The sequence below is a fragment of the Microbacterium meiriae genome, from assembly GCF_040702565.1.
GTDB lineage: Bacteria > Actinomycetota > Actinomycetes > Actinomycetales > Microbacteriaceae > Microbacterium > Microbacterium meiriae.
In genome coordinates, this window is the sequence record NZ_JBFBLJ010000001.1 from 74,130 (window position 1) to 91,487 (window position 17,358).

At 71.3% G+C, this 17,358-nt stretch carries 18 protein-coding genes; 12 read left to right on the forward strand and 6 right to left on the reverse strand.

The window, feature by feature from the left end:
- Positions 1–156: 156 nt before the first annotated feature.
- From rplM to glmM, 3 genes are read left to right on the forward strand one after another with little or no spacing between them, the layout of a single operon-like run.
- Positions 157–603, forward strand: a complete 447-nt coding sequence (rplM, locus tag AB0310_RS00380; RefSeq protein ID WP_187663382.1) for a 50S ribosomal protein L13 — start codon at positions 157–159, stop codon at positions 601–603.
- A 26-nt stretch (positions 604–629) separates the two neighbouring features.
- A complete protein-coding gene (rpsI, locus tag AB0310_RS00385) occupies positions 630–1,115 on the forward strand; it encodes a 30S ribosomal protein S9 (RefSeq protein WP_025104384.1) in 486 nt (161 codons plus the stop codon).
- 14 nt (positions 1,116–1,129) lie between these two features.
- The gene (gene glmM, locus AB0310_RS00390; RefSeq protein WP_144880707.1) at positions 1,130–2,488 is read left to right on the forward strand and encodes a phosphoglucosamine mutase; all 1,359 of its coding nucleotides are present in this window, start codon (positions 1,130–1,132) and stop codon (positions 2,486–2,488) included.
- A gap of 67 nt (positions 2,489–2,555) precedes the next feature.
- On the opposite strand, the gene AB0310_RS00395 is transcribed toward glmM, so the two are convergent.
- Positions 2,556–4,007: a hypothetical protein gene (locus AB0310_RS00395; protein WP_366236346.1), complete on the reverse strand. Its 1,452-nt coding sequence runs from the start codon at positions 4,005–4,007 to the stop codon at positions 2,556–2,558.
- On the reverse strand, positions 4,004–4,789 hold the full coding sequence (locus AB0310_RS00400; protein WP_366236347.1) for a glycosyltransferase family 2 protein: 786 nt from the start codon (positions 4,787–4,789) through the stop codon (positions 4,004–4,006). Before AB0310_RS00400 ends, AB0310_RS00395 begins: the two co-directional genes overlap by 4 nt.
- A gap of 54 nt (positions 4,790–4,843) precedes the next feature.
- Here AB0310_RS00400 and AB0310_RS00405 point away from each other — a divergent pair, with 54 nt between their 5' ends.
- Positions 4,844–5,290, forward strand: coding sequence for a GtrA family protein (locus tag AB0310_RS00405; RefSeq protein WP_187663385.1), 447 nt, complete (start codon positions 4,844–4,846; stop codon positions 5,288–5,290).
- 19 nt (positions 5,291–5,309) lie between these two features.
- Here the strand turns inward: AB0310_RS00405 and AB0310_RS00410 are convergent, their stop codons facing one another.
- The 4 genes from AB0310_RS00410 to AB0310_RS00425 form a co-directional block, all read right to left on the reverse strand.
- Positions 5,310–6,377, reverse strand: coding sequence for a tyrosine-protein kinase domain-containing protein (locus AB0310_RS00410; RefSeq protein WP_366236348.1), 1,068 nt, complete (start codon positions 6,375–6,377; stop codon positions 5,310–5,312).
- A gap of 98 nt (positions 6,378–6,475) precedes the next feature.
- Positions 6,476–7,171: an arsenate reductase/protein-tyrosine-phosphatase family protein gene (locus AB0310_RS00415; RefSeq protein WP_366236349.1), complete on the reverse strand. Its 696-nt coding sequence runs from the start codon at positions 7,169–7,171 to the stop codon at positions 6,476–6,478.
- A complete protein-coding gene (locus AB0310_RS00420; protein ID WP_366236350.1) occupies positions 7,168–7,644 on the reverse strand; it encodes a VanZ family protein in 477 nt (158 codons plus the stop codon). Before AB0310_RS00420 ends, AB0310_RS00415 begins: the two co-directional genes overlap by 4 nt.
- 35 nt (positions 7,645–7,679) lie before the next feature.
- A complete protein-coding gene (locus AB0310_RS00425) occupies positions 7,680–8,615 on the reverse strand; it encodes a Ppx/GppA phosphatase family protein (RefSeq protein WP_366236351.1) in 936 nt (311 codons plus the stop codon).
- Positions 8,616–8,643: 28 nt separating this feature from the next.
- Between AB0310_RS00425 and coaA the strand changes: the two genes are divergently transcribed.
- From coaA to AB0310_RS00465, 8 genes are all read left to right on the forward strand, one after another.
- Positions 8,644–9,597 carry a type I pantothenate kinase gene (gene coaA / locus AB0310_RS00430; RefSeq protein ID WP_366236352.1) on the forward strand — a complete coding sequence of 318 codons (954 nt, stop codon included), beginning with the start codon at positions 8,644–8,646 and terminating at the stop codon, positions 9,595–9,597.
- Between the two features lie 64 nt (positions 9,598–9,661).
- Positions 9,662–11,509, forward strand: a complete 1,848-nt coding sequence (glmS, locus tag AB0310_RS00435; RefSeq protein ID WP_187663386.1) for a glutamine--fructose-6-phosphate transaminase (isomerizing) — start codon at positions 9,662–9,664, stop codon at positions 11,507–11,509.
- A 105-nt stretch (positions 11,510–11,614) separates the two neighbouring features.
- The gene (locus AB0310_RS00440) at positions 11,615–11,974 is read left to right on the forward strand and encodes a holo-ACP synthase (RefSeq protein WP_187663387.1); all 360 of its coding nucleotides are present in this window, start codon (positions 11,615–11,617) and stop codon (positions 11,972–11,974) included.
- Complete coding sequence (gene alr / locus AB0310_RS00445) at positions 11,971–13,077, forward strand: alanine racemase (RefSeq protein ID WP_363445516.1); 1,107 nt, start codon at positions 11,971–11,973, stop codon at positions 13,075–13,077. Before AB0310_RS00440 ends, alr begins: the two co-directional genes overlap by 4 nt.
- Positions 13,074–13,568 carry a tRNA (adenosine(37)-N6)-threonylcarbamoyltransferase complex ATPase subunit type 1 TsaE gene (tsaE, locus tag AB0310_RS00450; RefSeq protein ID WP_366236353.1) on the forward strand — a complete coding sequence of 165 codons (495 nt, stop codon included), beginning with the start codon at positions 13,074–13,076 and terminating at the stop codon, positions 13,566–13,568. Before alr ends, tsaE begins: the two co-directional genes overlap by 4 nt.
- Positions 13,565–14,410, forward strand: coding sequence for a response regulator transcription factor (locus AB0310_RS00455; protein WP_187663389.1), 846 nt, complete (start codon positions 13,565–13,567; stop codon positions 14,408–14,410). Before tsaE ends, AB0310_RS00455 begins: the two co-directional genes overlap by 4 nt.
- A 209-nt stretch (positions 14,411–14,619) precedes the next feature.
- Positions 14,620–16,212, forward strand: a complete 1,593-nt coding sequence (locus AB0310_RS00460) for a sensor histidine kinase (RefSeq protein WP_259953055.1) — start codon at positions 14,620–14,622, stop codon at positions 16,210–16,212.
- Positions 16,209–17,345, forward strand: coding sequence for a hypothetical protein (locus AB0310_RS00465; protein WP_366236354.1), 1,137 nt, complete (start codon positions 16,209–16,211; stop codon positions 17,343–17,345). The genes AB0310_RS00460 and AB0310_RS00465 overlap by 4 nt, the downstream gene beginning before the upstream one ends.
- Positions 17,346–17,358 lie beyond the last annotated feature (13 nt).

Genomic DNA, 17,358 nt, shown 5'->3' on the forward strand with positions numbered 1-17,358 from the left:
GTGGCGTATGCTGACTCTTTGGTGCCCTTCCCTGCCTGCGGGGAAGACGCACATCCGAACGTGAGCCCTCCACTGGCGTGTTCCTCCCCGTAGGGAACGAACCACCCCGGAGTGGGATTCACGAACACCTCCGTTCGACAAGAAAGCAGCACTATCGTGACGCGCACTTACACCCCCAAGGCTGGCGAAGTCCAGCGCGACTGGGTCGTCATCGACGCCACCGACGTCGTTCTCGGCCGCCTGGCCTCGCACGCGGCGACGCTTCTGCGTGGCAAGCACAAGCCGACCTTCGCCAACCACATCGACTCGGGTGACTTCGTCATCATCGTGAACGCCGACAAGGTCGCGCTCACCGGTCAGAAGCTCCAGAAGAAGCTGGCCTACCGCCACTCCGGCTACCCGGGCGGCCTGAAGTCGGTCACCTACGCCGAGCTTCTCGAGAAGAACCCGGTCCGCGCCGTGGAGAAGGCCATCCGTGGCATGCTCCCGAAGAACAGCCTGGGCCGCCAGCAGCTGTCGAAGCTGAAGGTGTACACCGGTGCCGAGCACCCGCACGCCGCGCAGCAGCCCCAGCCGTACACCCTCGACCAGGTCGCCCAGTAAGCGCCGTACAGACTAAGGACATACTCGTGGCTGACATCCAGGACTCCACCGAAAACCTCCAGAACTTCTCGACGTCGACCCCGGAGACCGACGCGGTCGAGGCGGCTCCCCGCCCCGTGCTGAGCGTCCCCGGCGCCGCTGTCGGCCGTCGCAAGCAGGCCATCGCCCGCGTGCGTCTGGTCCCCGGCTCGGGCACCATCACGGTCAACGGCCGTACGCTCGAGGACTACTTCCCGAACAAGCTGCACCAGCAGCTGATCAACGACCCGTTCACCGCGCTGAACCTCGCCGGTGCGTACGACGTGATCGCCCGCATCTCGGGTGGTGGCGACTCCGGCCAGGCCGGCGCTCTGCGTCTCGGCATCGCGCGTGCCCTCAACGGCATCGACGCGGAGAACAACCGTCCGACCCTGAAGAAGGCCGGCTTCCTCTCGCGCGACGCTCGCGTCAAGGAGCGCAAGAAGGCCGGACTCAAGAAGGCCCGTAAGGCGCCTCAGTACTCGAAGCGTTAAGGTCCACTGCTCCGATGCCGATCTTTGGCACGGACGGCGTGCGAGGACTCGCCAATGGCATCCTCACCGCCGACCTGGCGCTCACCCTGGCCCAGGCGACTGCTGTCGTCCTGGGCCAGGGCCGTACGGCGGAGGCTCGCAAAGCCGAAGGCAAGCGACTCACCGCCGTCGTCGCCCGTGACCCCCGGGTCTCCGGGCACTTCCTGACCGCTGCCGTCGCCGCGGGCCTCGCCTCTTCCGGAGTCGACGTCCTCGAGGCCGGGGTCATCCCCACGCCGGCTCTGGCGTTCCTCGTGGCGGATCGCGATGCGGACTTCGGCGTGATGATCTCCGCCTCGCACAATGCGGCGCCCGACAACGGGATCAAGATCTTCGCCCGTGGCGGACGCAAGCTCCCCGACGTCGTCGAGCAGCGCATCGAGGAAGCCATGCATGGCGAGATGCTGCGCCCGACCGGTGCCGGCGTCGGCCGCATCGACCGCTTCTCCGATGCGGAGGACCGCTACGTCGTCCACCTGCTCGGCTCGCTGCCGCACCGCCTCGAGGGCGTCCACGTCGTGCTCGACTGCGCCCATGGCGCCGCTTCCGGGGTGTCTCCCGAGACGTTCCGCGACGCCGGCGCCGAGGTCACCGTGATCGGTGCCGACCCCGACGGCTGGAACATCAACGACGGCGTAGGCTCCACGCACCTCGACAACCTGGCCGAAGCCGTCGTCCGGCTCGGCGCCGACGTGGGCATCGCCCATGACGGCGACGCCGACCGCTGCCTCGCGGTGGATGCGCAGGGCAACGTCGTGGACGGCGATCAGATCATGGCGATCCTGGCGCTGTCGATGAAAGAGCGCGGCCGTCTCACCGACGACACGCTCGTCGCGACGGTCATGAGCAATCTGGGTCTGCACGTCGCGATGCGCGAGCACGGCATCACGGTGCGCCAGACGGCCGTCGGCGACCGCTACGTGCTCGAGGACATGAACGAGGGCGGGTACGCGCTCGGCGGCGAGCAGTCCGGCCACGTCATCATGAGCGAGTACGCGACCACGGGGGACGGCCTGCTCACAGGTCTCCATCTCGTGGCCGAGATGGCGCGGCAGGGCAAGTCCCTCGCAGAGCTCGCATCGGTCATGACGGTCTACCCGCAGCTGCTGATCAACGTCCGCGACGTCGACAAGGATCGCGTCGCCGAGGACGAGGTCGTGCAGCAGGCGGTGCGCGATGTCGAGGCTGAACTCGGCGACACCGGGCGCGTGCTGCTGCGCAAGTCCGGCACCGAGCCGCTCGTGCGGGTCATGGTCGAGGCCGCCGACTCCGAGTCGGCCCGGACCTACGCGGAACGTCTCGCGGCGGTCGTGCAGGAGCGCCTCGCGCTCTAGGACCGCCGTCTCCGAACCGGTCGGTCGCCTCGGCGGCCGGCCGGTTCGTCGTCTCCGGAGGCCGCGTTCAGCGGGCGGCGCAGAGGCGGCTCGTCGTCCCCTCGGCCAGCGTCGCCGTGGCGCAGTCATCGAGGGTGAGTCGTGGTACCTCGGTCATCGACGGCGCATCCTGAAGCCCCAGATGCGCGCCGGTGAGCACCACCAGAGGCACCTCCCACCCCCAGCGCTCCGCCGCGACCCACTCGGCGTCGTTCTCCTCGACCCAGGCCCGCAGCGGCTCGACGTCGGCCCGCTGCTGGGCGAGTGTCAGCCCGGGGGACGTGACGGTGCCTGCGACGTGCAGCACCGCGCCCGCCGCGACGATCATCGCGACCAGGGCCGCCGCGACGGTCCCGCCGAGCCGCCACGCGCGTCGCTCGGGAAGCCGCGGGACCGCCCAGACCGCGACGGCGGCGACGACCGGGAAGAATGCGAGGATCCCCGGCGCGGGATGCCGGACCCACAGCGGCAGACGCGAGGCGGTCGCCCACCAGGTCACGAAGGCGAGGGCGCCGACGACGGCGGCGAGTGCGTAGGCGATGACCACACGTTCCTCTTCCGTCGCGATGCGCCAGCGACGGGCGACGCCGAGCGTCACCAGTGCGAGGGTGAGGACAGCGCCGAGGAGCGCGACGGCGGGCGGCAGCGACCAGGAGTCGGCGAGCGTGCCGAGCTTCTGCAGCACCGTCGTCGCGGCGTCGGCCTGGCCGCCGCTGCGCACGAAGCGGACGAACGCGCGCAGGTGCTCCACGAATCCGGCCGGGCCGAGAGCGAGGAGCGCCCCTAGCTCGAACAGGGCCGTCGGCACCGCCGAGAGGAGGAGCGGCAGCCAGGCGCGGCGCAGGGCGTCGCGGACGCGCGCCCATCCGTGGCCATCGGCGAGGACCCACAGCGCGACTGCGTAGGCAGGGAGGGCGAGCGCGGCGATGAGCTTGGCCTGCACTGCGAGACCGACGAGAAGCCCCGCGAGCCAGGCGCGTCGCGGGAGCACGGCGAGAGCCCAGACGAGGAGCGCCGCCGCAGGGATCTCACCCAGCAGGTCGGCGGGCCCCTGGATGGGGGAGACGCCGGCGCCGGCGGTGAACGCCAGGGGGACCGCGACGGCGAGAAGTGCCGCCCACCGCCCGCCGATACGACGGCCGAGGACCGCGAGTCCAGCGAGGAGCAGCAGCCAGAAGGCGAGCGGCACGAGTCGGGCCGCCAGAACCGGGTCCATGCCGGTCGCCAGGAGCGCCGCGACTGGGAGGAGCACGACGGGCCCGGTGGAGATGCGGGGGTCGAACGGCGTGATCGTCGAGCCGGACAGGGCGCCGTCACTGGCGTATCCGAGCCCGGCGAGGAGGTTGCGGGGCACGGTCAGATTGAACGCCTCGTCCTCCCAGAAACGGGACACCGTGAGGCTGTGCCAGGCGATGGCGACGTGGCCGATCACGAGGGCGGCGGCCGCCACCCAGAAGAGGGCCGTGCGCAGCCGGCTCATCGGCGCACGGGCTCCGGACGACGGACGGCCCGGAGCGGAGCGGACGGACGCAGCGAGAGGAGCCAGGCCTCGCTGAGGGCGGAGCGCACGAAGACGCGCAGGCGCTTCGGTGGCAGGGGGAGCCCGCCGCCACGGCCCCACATGGTGCCGGTGCTGGATGCACCGCGGCGCGGGATGCTGGCGACGCGGACGTAGCGCACGCGGAAACCGCCCCGCGCCTCGGCGAGCGAGAAGTGTACGTGCGGCACCGTCGCGTCCGCGGGCACCGCCTCGACCAGGACTCGCAGAGCCTCGGGACGGTAGGCGCGCAGGGGCGTGTTCACGTCCGGGATGCGGCGACCCGCTGCGATGGCGATGAGGAGGCCGACCGCGCCGGTGAGCGTCTTGCGGTACCAGGGATCGGTGCGTCCGTCTCGCACGCCGTGCACGACGTCGGCCTGCTCGTCGGTGAGCGCACGCAGCAGCCGGGGGAAGTCGGCGCCGTGGAACTGCCCGTCACCGTCGACGTGCACGAGCGCGTCCGGGGCTGCGGCGAGTCCGGCGCGATAGGCCGCGAGGGCGGTCGGACCGTGGCCGCGGTTGGTCGCCTGCACGACGACGGTGGCGTCGGCGACGTCGTCGAACACGGTCGCGGTGGCGTCCGTCGAACGATCGTCGGCGATGTGGAAGGAGACCTCGTCGGCCAGAGGCTCGACCGCCGACCGGATCTCGTCGATGAAGCCCCGGATGCCCTCCACCTCGTTGTAGGCGGGCATGACGATGGCGAGGTGGCGGAGAGTCACGGAGTCCTTGCGGTGGCGGGCTGCAGAGGTGTCAGCCAGTAGCCTAGTTGAGCCATGAATCCTCCCTCCCGACTGCGTCGCCTCGCCGGCGTGGGCAGCCGCTTCCTCGTGGTCGGGGCGCTGAGCACCCTGATCGAGGTCGGCGTCTTCAACCTCCTCGTCTACGCCTGGGGGTGGGACGTCGTCGCAGCGAAGATCGTGGCCTCGCTCGTCGCCCTCATCAACGCGTACATCGGCAACCGCGAATGGACCTTCCGCCACCGCGATCGCCGGGGACGGGCCGCGGAGGTCGCCCTGTTCCTCGCGACCAACGCCGTGTGCACCGCGCTCGGGGCCGCGCTCGTGTGGGTCGGCGTCGAAGCGGTCGGCGGCATCCTCGGCCGCACGCCCGGAGCCGTGGCGGTCAACCTCGTGAACCTCGTCAGCATCGTCATCGTCGTGCTGCTGCGCTTCGTGCTCTACCACTCGATCGTCTTCCGGGTCGCGTCGCCGAAGGCCTGAGCGGCCGACGGGGTCGGCGTCAGGCACGGGCGGTGGTGCGCTTCTTCGGGGCGCTCTTCCTGCCCCACCCGCGTCCGAACTTCGCGGTGACCCTGGTGGAGGGGCTGCCGTCGAGCTCGTGGGTCGAGCCGTAGGTGTACGCCCCGTAGCCGTAGCTGTCCGGTCCCTTCGTCGGCAGCATGGTGACCACGACGCCCAGCATCTGCACGCCGGCGTTCTCGAGAGCGCGGACGGCGCCCGAGAGCTCCTGCTTCTTGGTCTTCCCCGAGGCGGCGGCGAGGATGACACCGCGCGTCTTGGTCCCGAGGACCGCCGCGTCGGTCACCAGGAGCAGCGGCGGGGCGTCGATCAGGACATAGTCGAAGTACTCGCCCAGCGCCTGGAGCACGTCGTCCATCGCCGACGAACCGAGCAGCTCACTGGGGTTCGGCGGAACCTGTCCGCTGGGGAGGACGTAGAGGTCGTTGCGACCCCACTTCTGGAGGGCGTCCGCCACGTCCATCCGGCCGATCAGCACATCGGTGAGACCGGCGCCACCCTCGAGGCCCATGTAGTCGGCGACGCGGGGAAGGCGGAGGTCGCCGTCGAGGAGGGCGACGCGCGCGCCGGTCTCCGCGAGGGCGATCGCCAGGTTCGCGGTCGTAGTCGACTTGCCCTCGCCGGGGCCCGCGCTGGAGACGACGAAGATGCGCGGTCCGCTGTCGAGGTTCAGGAACTGCAGGTTCGTCCGCAGGCTCCGGAAGGACTCCGCGCGGGGGCTTCGCGGATCGGCGTGCACGATCAACGGACGCTTCGGTGCCTCCGGGTCGAAGGCGATGCCGCCGAGTACCGGGCGGTCGGTGAGCGCCTCGATGTCATGCAGGGTGTGGATGCGGTTGTCCAGCACGGTGCGCAGCATGGCGATGCCGACGCCCAGCGCGAGGCCGATGACGCCGCCGAGCAGGATGAGCATGCGCGTGTTCGGGCTCACGGGGGAGGTGGGGACCGCGGCCGGCTCGGTCACCGTGATCTGCACGGGGCTCACCGCGCCCTCGGCGGCCGGCTGCTCCAGCGTGTTCTGCACCGCGTTCTGGAAGCTCGCCGCCACGGCGTCGGCGATCTCCGCCGCTCTGGCCGCGTTCCCGTCGGCGACGCTGACGTCGATGAGGACGGTGTTCAGCGGCGTCGTCGCCGTGACGCGACGGCTCAGGCTCGCTCGACCTCGGTCAGCGCCGGGGTGAGCTGCGCACCCGAGAGCGCGTAGGTCTCCCGCGAACGGCGGTACGGATCGATGACGTCGTCGTCCTCCGGCCGTGCGGGGGTGAGGCCGCGCTGATCCCCGACGGCGCGGAGCACGGCGGCGAACCGGTCGCGCAGCGCTCCGTCCCCCCGGGCGGCGTCCTGGACCTCGTCGGTGCTCAGCGTCGATGCGAGCCGTGCGAACTCGCGCAGCGTGAACGTGCGTCGGAGAGCACCCGGCACCATCTTCACGACGGTGGAGCGGTGCTCGCGCGCCATCGTCAGCACGAGGTCGGCGCCTGTGATGTAGGGCTCGACGAGGTAGCGGGCGCGGTGAGCGGCGGCGATCGCCGGATCGGCCCCGCCGAGCGTCGCGAGTTCGAGGGCTTCCTCCGGCATGCCGTGCCCGTCGAGCGCGTGCGTCCCGGCGCTGTGCACGCGGACGCCCAGCGGCTCGAGCCGCTGTCGGAGCAGCACCTCGGCGAGGGGAGAGCGGCAGATGTTCCCGGTGCACACCGTCAGGATGGTCAGCGTCTCGCTGGCGGGGGCGATCGGACTGACGTCGTTCTCGGGGACGGCGGTGGGCGCGGGCTGGTCCTGCTGCCCGCGCCACTCTCTACGGCTCATGCCGGCCGGCGGGCCGTCGAGGGGAGGGAGGGTCACGAAGCCAGCCTAGGGTCCCTCGGTCCGTCCGGACCGCGTGACAACAGGGCCAGCAGCAGAGTCGCCACGACGGCTCCGAGGAAGGTGCCGGTGGTGTTGGCGATCACGTCGCTGAGCGTGGGGAACCGGGACGGCATCAAGCCCTGCACCGACTCGATCACGACGCTCAGCAGACCACCGGCGAGCGTGACCTGCCAGAGCCGAAGCCGTGGCCAGGCGAAGGGCAGCAACAGCCCGACAGGGACGAAGAGGGCGACGTTGGCCAGGATCTCCAGCACCACGGCGCTCTGCTGGTAGGGCGCGATGCCGGCTTCCGCGACCCAGCGGGCCATCACGCCCACGAGACCTGTGACCTTGGACGACACGGCCGCGGGCAGCCAGACGGTGAAGCCCACGAACAGCAGGTAGCCGACCAGGGCGACGCGGGCTGCCACCCTGCCGCGCGGGGCACGGGTGGCGAGGGTCGGGGTCATGGCGTCATGCTATCCGCGCCGCCGGAGCAGCCCTCTCAGGATCGCGACCCGAGCTGCTCGATGTACCGCAGCAGCACTCCTTCGCGCAGCGCCCACGGCGACACCTCCAGCTCCTCCACCCCCAGTGCGCTCATCGCAGCATGCAGCGACACCGCGGCCGCCACGATCTGGAACGTCCGGTCGGGCGTGATCCCCGGGAGCTCCTGGCGCGCCGAGGCGGGAAGGCGCGCGAGCCGCGGGATCCACGACCCGAGCGCCTCGCGGGGGAGCAGCATCCGCTCGATACCCGACCAGCCGGGGACGGGATAGCCGACCAACCGTGCGAGCGAACGGATCGCCTTGGAGGACCCCACGACGTGGTCCGGACGGGGGAGGGCATGGAACCGGGGGACGACCACGTCGAGAGTCGCTGCGGCGTATGCCCGCAGCCGCTCCACATCGTCCTCACCCGGCGGATCCTGCGGGAGGAACTGCACCGTCATGCGCCCGGCTCCGAGCGGCACGGAGGCGGCGACGTCCGGCGCCTCCTCGGCGCCCGCGGCGATCTCCAGGGAGCCGCCGCCGATGTCGAGGAGCAGCAGCTGGCCGGCGGACCACCCGAACCAGCGCCGCACCGCGAGGAAGGTGAGCGCGGCCTCGGTCTCCCCGTCGAGCACCTGGAGCGGCTGACCCAGGACGGCCTCGATGCGCGCGATCACCTCGGCTCCGTTGCGGGCATCGCGCACGGCGCTCGTGGCCGTGGCGAGGAGCGCGTCCACGCGTTCCGCCTCCGCCACCCGGCGCGCCTGCGCGACAGCGGTCTCCAGGGCCTGCACGCCGTCCTCCGCGATCGCCCCGTCCGGTGTGAGGTACCGCATGAGGCGCAGCACGGTCCGGTCGCTCGTGGTCGCGAGCGGTCGTCCGCCCGGGCGTACGTCGGCGGCGAGCATGTGGACGGTGTTGGATCCGATGTCGAGGACTCCCAGGCGCACGGGATGAGGATACTCGCGCGCGGTTACGATGGACGACGTGACCACCGCCGACCCCACGCTGCCGCTGTCGCCGTACCGGGAGATCGGGCGCGCGGAGTGGGCGCGTCTCGCCGCCGGACTCGACCAGCCTCTCACCGAGACCGAGGTCGTGGAGCTGCGGGGGATCGGCGATCGTCTCGACCTCACCGAGGTCCGTGAGGTCTACCTCCCGTTGAGCCGGCTGCTGAGCCTGTACGCGGGCGCGACGAAGCAGCTCGGTGCGGCCACCTCGTCGTTCCTCCAGGAGGACGACACGACCACGCCCTTCGTCGTCGGTGTCGCCGGCTCCGTGGCCGTGGGCAAGTCGACCATCGCCCGGCTCCTCCGCGAGCTGATGAGCCGGTGGCCGGGGACGCCGCGCGTGGAGCTGGTGACGACGGACGGCTTCCTCTACCCGAACGCCGAGCTGGAGCGCCGGGGCCTCATGGACCGCAAGGGCTTCCCGGAGTCGTACGACCGCCGGGCGCTGATCGAGTTCCTCACGGAGGTCAAGAGCGGAGCGCCCGAGGTGCGGGCGCCGTTCTACTCCCACATGCGCTACGACATCGTGCCGGACGCGCACGTCGTGGTGCGCCGCCCCGACGTCGTGATCGTCGAGGGGCTCAACGTCCTGCAGCCTCCGCCCGCGCCGAACGACGTCGCCGTCAGCGACCTCTTCGACTTCTCGATCTTCGTGGACGCCGACACCGCGCACATCGAGAAGTGGTACGTCGACCGGTTCCTCGCGCTGCGGCAGGGGGCCTTCAGCAACCCGTCGTCCTACTTCAACGTGTTCGCGCACCTCACCGACGAGGAGGCGATCACCACCGCACTGGGATATTGGAACGAGATCAACATGCCGAACCTCGTCGAGAACGTCATGCCCACGCGGCACCGCGCGCGGCTGGTTCTGCGCAAGGGCGCGGATCACGACGTGGAGAGCGTGCTGCTGCGCAAGCTCTGAGCCGCCCTGGCGGGCGTCCTATTGTTCGGACGACTCGCAAAAATTCCCGCTTACCCTTATCCCCATGTGTGGAATCGTCGGATACGTGGGCCCGCGGCCCAGCCAGGACATCCTTCTCGCCGGCCTCGCCCGGCTCGAGTACCGCGGCTATGACTCCGCGGGCATCGCCGTGATCGACGGCGAGGGAACGCTGGGCATGCGCAAGAAGGCGGGCAAGCTCGCCATGCTGCGCGACTCGCTCGGCGATGCACCCCTCGCCGACGGCACGACCGGCATCGGTCACACCCGGTGGGCCACGCACGGCGGCCCGACCGACGTCAACGCGCACCCGCACCTCGCCGACGACGACAAGCTCGCGGTGATCCACAACGGCATCATCGAGAACTTCGCCGCGCTGCGCGACGAACTCCTCGCCGACGGCGTCGCCTTCCGCAGCGAGACCGACACCGAGGTGGCCGCAGCTCTGCTCGGCCGCGAGTATGCCGGCAACGGGGGCGACCTGGCGCTCGCGTTCCGCGCCGTCGTCAACCGCCTCGAGGGCGCCTTCACGCTCCTCGCGATGCACCAGGACCACCCGGGTCTCGTCGTCGGCGCTCGCCGCAACTCGCCGCTCGTGATCGGCCTGGGCGAGGGGGAGAACTTCCTCGGCTCCGACGTCGCCGCCTTCGTGGAGCACACCCGCAAGGCCCTCGCGATCGGTCAGGACCAGATCGTCTCGATCACCCCCGACGCGGTGACCGTGACCGACTTCGCCGGCACGCCCGTCGCCGCCGAGCCGTTCGACGTCTCGTGGGACGCCGCCGCCGCCGAGAAGGGCGGATGGTCGAGCTTCATGGCCAAGGAGGTCGCGGAGCAGCCGGAAGCCGTCGCGAACACGATCCGCGGCCGCATCCGCGACGGTCAGGTCGTCATCCCGGAGCTGGACGGTCTCGACGACCTGTTCGTCGGCATCAACCGCGTCATCATCACCGCGTGCGGCACCGCGTCCTACGCGGCCCTCGTCGGCAAGTACGCGATCGAGCAGTGGGCGCGCGTGGCGGTCGACGTCGAGCTCGCCCACGAGTTCCGGTACCGCGACCCCGTCATCGGCGCGGACACCCTCGTCGTCTCGATCAGCCAGTCCGGCGAGACCATGGACACCCTGATGGCCGTGAAGTACGCCCGGGAGCGCGGTGCCCGCACGCTGTCCGTCTGCAACACGCAGGGGGCGACGATCCCGCGCGAGTCCGACGCCGTCGTCTACACGCACGCCGGCCCGGAGGTCGCCGTCGCCTCGACCAAGGCGTTCTCCGCCCAGATCACGGCCCTGCTCCTGCTCGGCCTGCACATGGGACGCGTCCGCGGCGTCGTGGCCGACGCCTCGACCGATGTCGAGGAGCTCGCCGCGCTGCCGGAGAAGGTCGCGAAGGTGCTGGAGAGCGAGCACGAGCACGTGACCCAGCTCGCGGGCTGGATGGCCGACACCCGTTCGGTGCTCTTCCTCGGTCGCCACGTGGGCTACCCGATCGCGCTCGAGGGCGCGCTCAAGCTCAAGGAGATCTCCTACATCCATGCGGAGGGCTTCGCCGCCGGCGAGCTCAAGCACGGTCCGATCGCGCTGATCGAGCCGGGCCAGCCCGTGTTCGTGCTCGTGCCGTCGCCGCGGCACTCGGCACTCGTGCACTCTAAGGTCGTCTCCAACATCCAGGAGATCCGCGCCCGCGGTGCCCGCGTGATCGTGGTGGCGGAGGAGGGCGACGCCGCCGTGCTGCCCTTCGCCGACGAGGTCATCCACATCCCGCTCGCCGGCCCCATGTTCGAGCCGCTGCTGGCCGTCGTCCCGCTGCAGATCTTCGCGATGGCGCTGGCGACCGCGAAGGGCCTCGACGTGGACCAGCCGCGCAACCTCGCGAAGTCCGTCACGGTGGAGTGACCGCCGACCCACCCTGTTCTGTTCGCCCCACCCCTCTGCGTGCGCACGCAGAGGGGTGGGGCGTTCGTAACGGGGTGGGTGGGGAAGCCCGAGTAGGCTGAACGCGTGATCATCGGCACCGGCATCGACCTCGTGGACATCCCGCGGTTCGAGCGCACGATGACCAGGACCCCGCGGCTGCGGGAGCGGCTGTTCGCCCCGTCCGAACGGGAGCTCCGCCTGCCGTCCCTGGCCGCGCGGTACGCCGCGAAGGAAGCGCTGATCAAGGCCCTCGGCGGCTCCGACGGCGTGCACTGGACCGAGATCGAGATCGCCTCCGAGCCCTCAGGACGACCGCACTTCGTCCTGTCCGGATCCACCGCCGCGGTGGTCGAGGAGCGCGGCATCCTCACGCTGCACCTCACCCTCACCCACGACGCCGGTCTGGCTGCCGCGTTCGTCGTCGCCGAAGGAGCCCCGCTGTGACCGTCCCGTTCCGCGAGGCGACGATCGACCTGGATGCGATCGCCGACAACGTGCGGCACTTCCGTCGCCTGACCGGCGTGGAGGTGCTCGTCGTCGTGAAGGCGAACGCGTACGGCCACGGTGCCGCCGCGGCCGCCGTGGCGGCTCTCTCCGCCGGCGCCACCCGCCTCGGCGTGGCCGAGATCCCGGAGGCACTGGAGCTGCGGCGTCAGGGCGTGCACGCCCCGATCGTGGCCTGGCTGCACGCTCCGGGGGAGCGCTTCGTCCAGGCGGCCGCCGAGGGGATCGAGCTCGGCATCTCGTCATACGACCAGCTGCAGGCGGCGGCCGCCGCCGCATCCGGAGACCGCCCGGTCGCCGTGCACCTGAAGCTCGAGACCGGGTTGTCGCGCAACGGCATCGCCCCCGACGACTGGGGGACGGTGCTCGCGGAGGCCGCTCGCCTGGAGCGCATCGGACGGGTCAGGGTCGTGGGACTCTTCAGCCACCTCTCCAACGCCTCGCCCGCCGACGACCGTGCCGCGCTCGCCCGATTCGAGGAAGGGGTGGCGCAGGCCGCCGCTCTCGGCGTGCGACCCGAGATCCGCCACATCGCCGCCACGGCCGCCGCCATCGACCTTCCCGAGACGCGACTGGACGCCGTCCGCATCGGCATCGGCACCTACGGCCTCTCGCCCTTCGACGACCGCTCCTCGGCGGAACTGGGCCTGCGTCCGGCCATGACCCTTCGTGGGGCGGTCGCCGCCGTGCGGCGCGTTCCCGCCGGCACCGGGGTCTCCTACGACTACGCGCACCGCACGGACCGGGAGACCACCCTGGCGCTCGTGCCGCTGGGGTATGCCGACGGCGTCCCCCGCAGCGCCTCGGGGCGACTGCCCGTGTCCATCGGAGGGCGGCGCTACACGAACGTGGGACGGATCGCGATGGATCAGTTCGTCGTGGACGTCGGCGACGCCCCGGTCGCGGTCGGCGACGAGGTCACTCTCTTCGGGGACCCGACCCTCGGCGTGCCCTCGGCCGCGGACTGGGCGGAGGCCGCCGGCACCATCGGCTACGAGATCGTCACCCGCATCGGTCACCGGGTGCCGCGGAGGACGACGTGAGCCTGGACCCGGCGTTCCTCGGACGCCGGCAGATCGCCACCTCCGAGGAGATGGAGCAGCTCGGGTTGCGCATCGGCGAGCAGCTCGAACCGGGCGACCTGCTCATCCTCACCGGACCCCTGGGGGCGGGTAAGACCACGTTCACCCGGGGTCTGGCCGAAGGGCTCGGCGTGCGGGGGCCCGTGCAGAGCCCGACCTTCGTGATCGCCCGCACCCACCCGTCCCTGGTCGGCCGAGCGCCGCTCGTGCACGTGGACGCGTACCGCCTCGGCTCCGCCGCCGAACTCGACGACCTCGACCTCGATCTGGAGCGGTCGGTCGTGGTCGTGGAGTGGGGCCGCGGCATGGCGGAGGACCTCGCCGACGCCTGGTGGGACGTCGAGATCGAACGCCCCGTCGGAGGCGGCGACGACGAGGACGACCTCGACCCCTCGGAGCTGGACGCCGACGCGCCGCGCTTCGTCACGATCGCCCGCGAGGAGCGCGCGTGACGGGGGAGACGCCGCTGGTCGCGGTCATCATCGAAGACGACCCCGGTGTGCGGTCGCTCCTGGACGAGGTGTTCCTCGCCGCGGGCTTCCGCACCGTGCTGGCGGGTTCCGGTCCGGACGGTCTCGCGGCAGTGGCGGCGCACCACCCGATCATCACCACCCTCGACATCAACCTCCCCGGCATCGACGGGTTCGAGGTCGCGCGACGCATCCGACGGGTCAGCGACACCTTCATCATCATGCTGTCCGCCCTCGCCGAGGAGTCGGACGTGGTGCTGGGCCTCACCTCCGGTGCCGACGAGTACCTGGTCAAGCCCTTCCGGCCGCGCGAGCTGCGGGCGCGGATCGAGGCGCTCCTCCGCCGTACCCGCCTGTCCGCGGCGGACAAGGGGACGCCCGCGGCCGCGAGCGCACCGCCGCCCCGGGTCACCGTCTCGACGGCCTCCGCGGCGTCGAGCGCGTCCCTGCCGGTCATCGCCGCCGCCGACGCCACCGTCGCCACCTGGCGAGGGCTCGTGCACCGCGACCTCAGCCTCGACCTCGACACGCGTCTCGTGCTCGTCTCCCAGCGCCCCGTCGAACTCACCCCCACCGAGTTCGACCTGCTCGCCGCGCTCCTCGAGGCCGGCCGCAGAGTCTGCAGCAAAGCCGACCTCGCACGAGGGCTGCGCGGGCTCTCCGGAGATGCGTTCGACCGGGTGAGCGAGCCGGACAAACGGGCCATCGAGACGCATATGGCCAATCTGCGCCGGAAGCTCGGTGACAACCCGAACGCCCCGCGCTACATCGAGACGGTGCGCGGCGTCGGCTACCGTCTGACCTCCGACGACCGGCCCGTCTGAGGAGAGGGGTCGAGGCCGCGGCTCCCCCACCGCGGCCCCGGATGCCTGCGAATCCCCACTCGCGCGGCCCCAGCTTCTGCGAAATCCCCAGTCGCAGCGTCGGCTCCCACTCAGAATCGTAGGACGGGAAGGCCACCTGAAGAGCGCGAAGTGACGATCTTTGAGTAATCTTGCGTGAATGCTGAGGATCGACCGGGAGGCGGGCCTTGATGATCCGCACGGTCTCGATCTGGCGGTGGCAGCTGGTGTTCACCGCGAGCATCGTCGCCATCGTGGTGATGGTCGCGGGCTTCAAGCCGCAGACCCTCGCGATCCCGCTGTTCATCGGGGGGATCGGCCTCATCGTGGTCACCACCCTGGTGGCGCTCATGGTGCCCTGGCGGCGCCTGCCGCGCACGGCGGTGACCGTCCTCCCGCTGCTGGACGTGCTCGGGGTGGGACTGACGACGAACGTGCCGGATCTCCGGCTCGGCTTCCTCTGGGTGTTCCCGGTGGTCTGGTTGGCGACCTACTTCTCGATGCCCTGGGTGTTCGTCGGCATCGTCCTCAGCGGCGGCTGCCTCGTGTTCTTCGCGGACCGCTCCGGGCCGCCGGAGGACGTGCTGCTCCGGGTGCTCACCGTCGTCATCACCCTGAGCTTCCTCGGCGTGACCGTCCGTATCGGCGCCCAGCGCTCCGGTGCGGCGCGGCGGCTCCTGCAGCGCCGTTCCGAACAGGTGAACAGGGCGGCGGAGCGGGCCGAGACGAACCAGGAGCGCGTCACGCAGGTCATCGACGCGCTGGGCATCGCGCTGGTGGTGGTCACCTCCGCGGGCCGCGTCCTGCAGATGAACGACGCCTACCGCGCCCTGTACGGCCGCGACCGCTTCGGCACAGCGCTCCCGTCGGCCTCCGTCGAGTACGACGCGCGGCGCGGAACGGCTCTGACGCCGGAGCGCACCACGCTGGCACGAGCCGCCGCGGGGGAGCAGATGCGGGAGGAGCGGGTGTGGCTGTACGACGGTGCAGGGCAGTGGCATGCCCTGGCCGTGACCACCCAGCCCATCGCAAGTGCCCGGGAGGGGGAGAGCATCACCCTCGTCGTCATCGATGACGTCACCGCCCTCCTCGAGGCCGCCGAGGAGCGTCGGGCGCTGACCGCCGTGATCTCCCACGAGCTGCGCAACCCGCTCACGGCGATCATCGGCCATGTCGAGCTCCTACGGGAGCGCGACGACCTCCCCGGCCGGGTGCCGGCGCAGATCGAGGTCATCGCGGACGCCGGGGAGCGGCTGCAGGATCTCGTCACGAGCATGCAGGCTCAGACGGGGCGGATCTCGCACGACCCCTTCGAGCCGGTGGACCTGCGCGTGGTCGTGGAGGAGTCCGCCGCATCGTTCGCGCCCCTGATGGGCGCCGCGCGCCAGGAACTCGTGCTCGATGGGGCGGAGCGGGTGGTGATCACGGGAGACGCGTTCCGGTTGCGTCAGGTGGTGGACAACCTCCTGGGCAACGCCGCCAAGTACACGGAGGGAGGCGGCCGCATCACGGTACGGCTGGTGGAGTCCGACGGCCATGCGGAGGTCACGGTGGCGGACACGGGGATCGGCATCTCCGAGGACGAGCTGCCGCGGCTGTTCGAGCCGTACTTCCGCGCCGACAGTGCCGTGCGCGGCGGCATCCCCGGTACCGGGCTCGGCATGGGCATCGCGCGGGACATCGTGGTCGCGCACGGCGGCGTCATCCTCGTGTCGAGCGAGGTGGACGTCGGCACCACCGTCACCGTCCGTTTCCCCCGACGAACGAAAGAGGACCCCGTATGACACCGCTCGTGCCCGTGAGCGTCGATGTCACCACGAGCATGGTGGCGGTGGTGACCGTGCTCACCGCGGTCGTCGTCGGTCTCGCGACTCTCGCCCGACCGAGCAGGGCGACCATCGTCTGGGGGGTCGCCTTCGGTATCGGGATGCTCGGCGCCTACCTGTGGCTGGCCGGGCACCACACCGGCAGCCCCGTGCTGCGGGCGGCCGCGTCCGCCATCGTCGTCTGCTTCGTGCCACTGGTGTGGATCGGCGTGCGGATGCATTTCGAGCGCACGGCACCTTGGCTTCCGGTCATCGTCGCGCTCGTCGGGGTGCCCGCAGCCCTGATCCTGACGGCGGGCACGCGCTGGTATCTGCCGGTGTTCCACGTCGTCTTCCTGGCGATGGCGGTCTTCGCCGGGCTGCTCGCCTGGGAGCTGACGCGTGGGCAGGCGGCGACGCGGGACATCGTCCTGCCGCTTGCGCTCGCCGCGTGCGGCTTCGTGGTGGTCGCCGTCGTCAGCGCGGGGTCCGCCCTCGTCTCCGGGGGCGTGAGCACCGAGGAGCAGCTCAGCGCGCTCCGCGGAGTGAACGCCCTGGGGACGATCGTCATGAGCACCTGCGCGGCGTTCACGCTCGTGCTCCTCGTGCGGGTGGAGAGCGCGCCGCCGGGGACCGACGGCGCCGCGAACCGTGCCAGGGATCGTCTGCGCAAGGCGGCAGCGCAGAAGGACCCCGCGTGGTCGGTCCTCGACGTCCGCCTGGACGATCCCGCCGACCTCCGCGAGGCGTCGAGCAGCGCCGGGTTCCGACGCATCGCGGACCGGTTCCACGCGGACATCTGCGACGCGCTCCCGGCGACCGCCGATGCGGAACGGGTCGCCGACGACCGCGCGATCGTCCTCATCCACGGCAGCGACGAGGCGGTGCGCTTCCATCTGCGGGCGATCCTGGGATCCGTGTCGATCATCGACCTGGACGCGCCGGCGACCGGCATCCGTTCCTCCGCGAGCATCGGCTGGGCGACGGCATCCGTCGCCGGGTACGACTACGACGCTCTCGTCGCGGCGGCGGCATCGGCGGCGTGCCGGGCGCGCGATGCCGGTGGGGATCAGTGGAAGCGGGCGCAGGAGACAGACCTGGCCGCCGTGTGACCAGGCCCTCCGG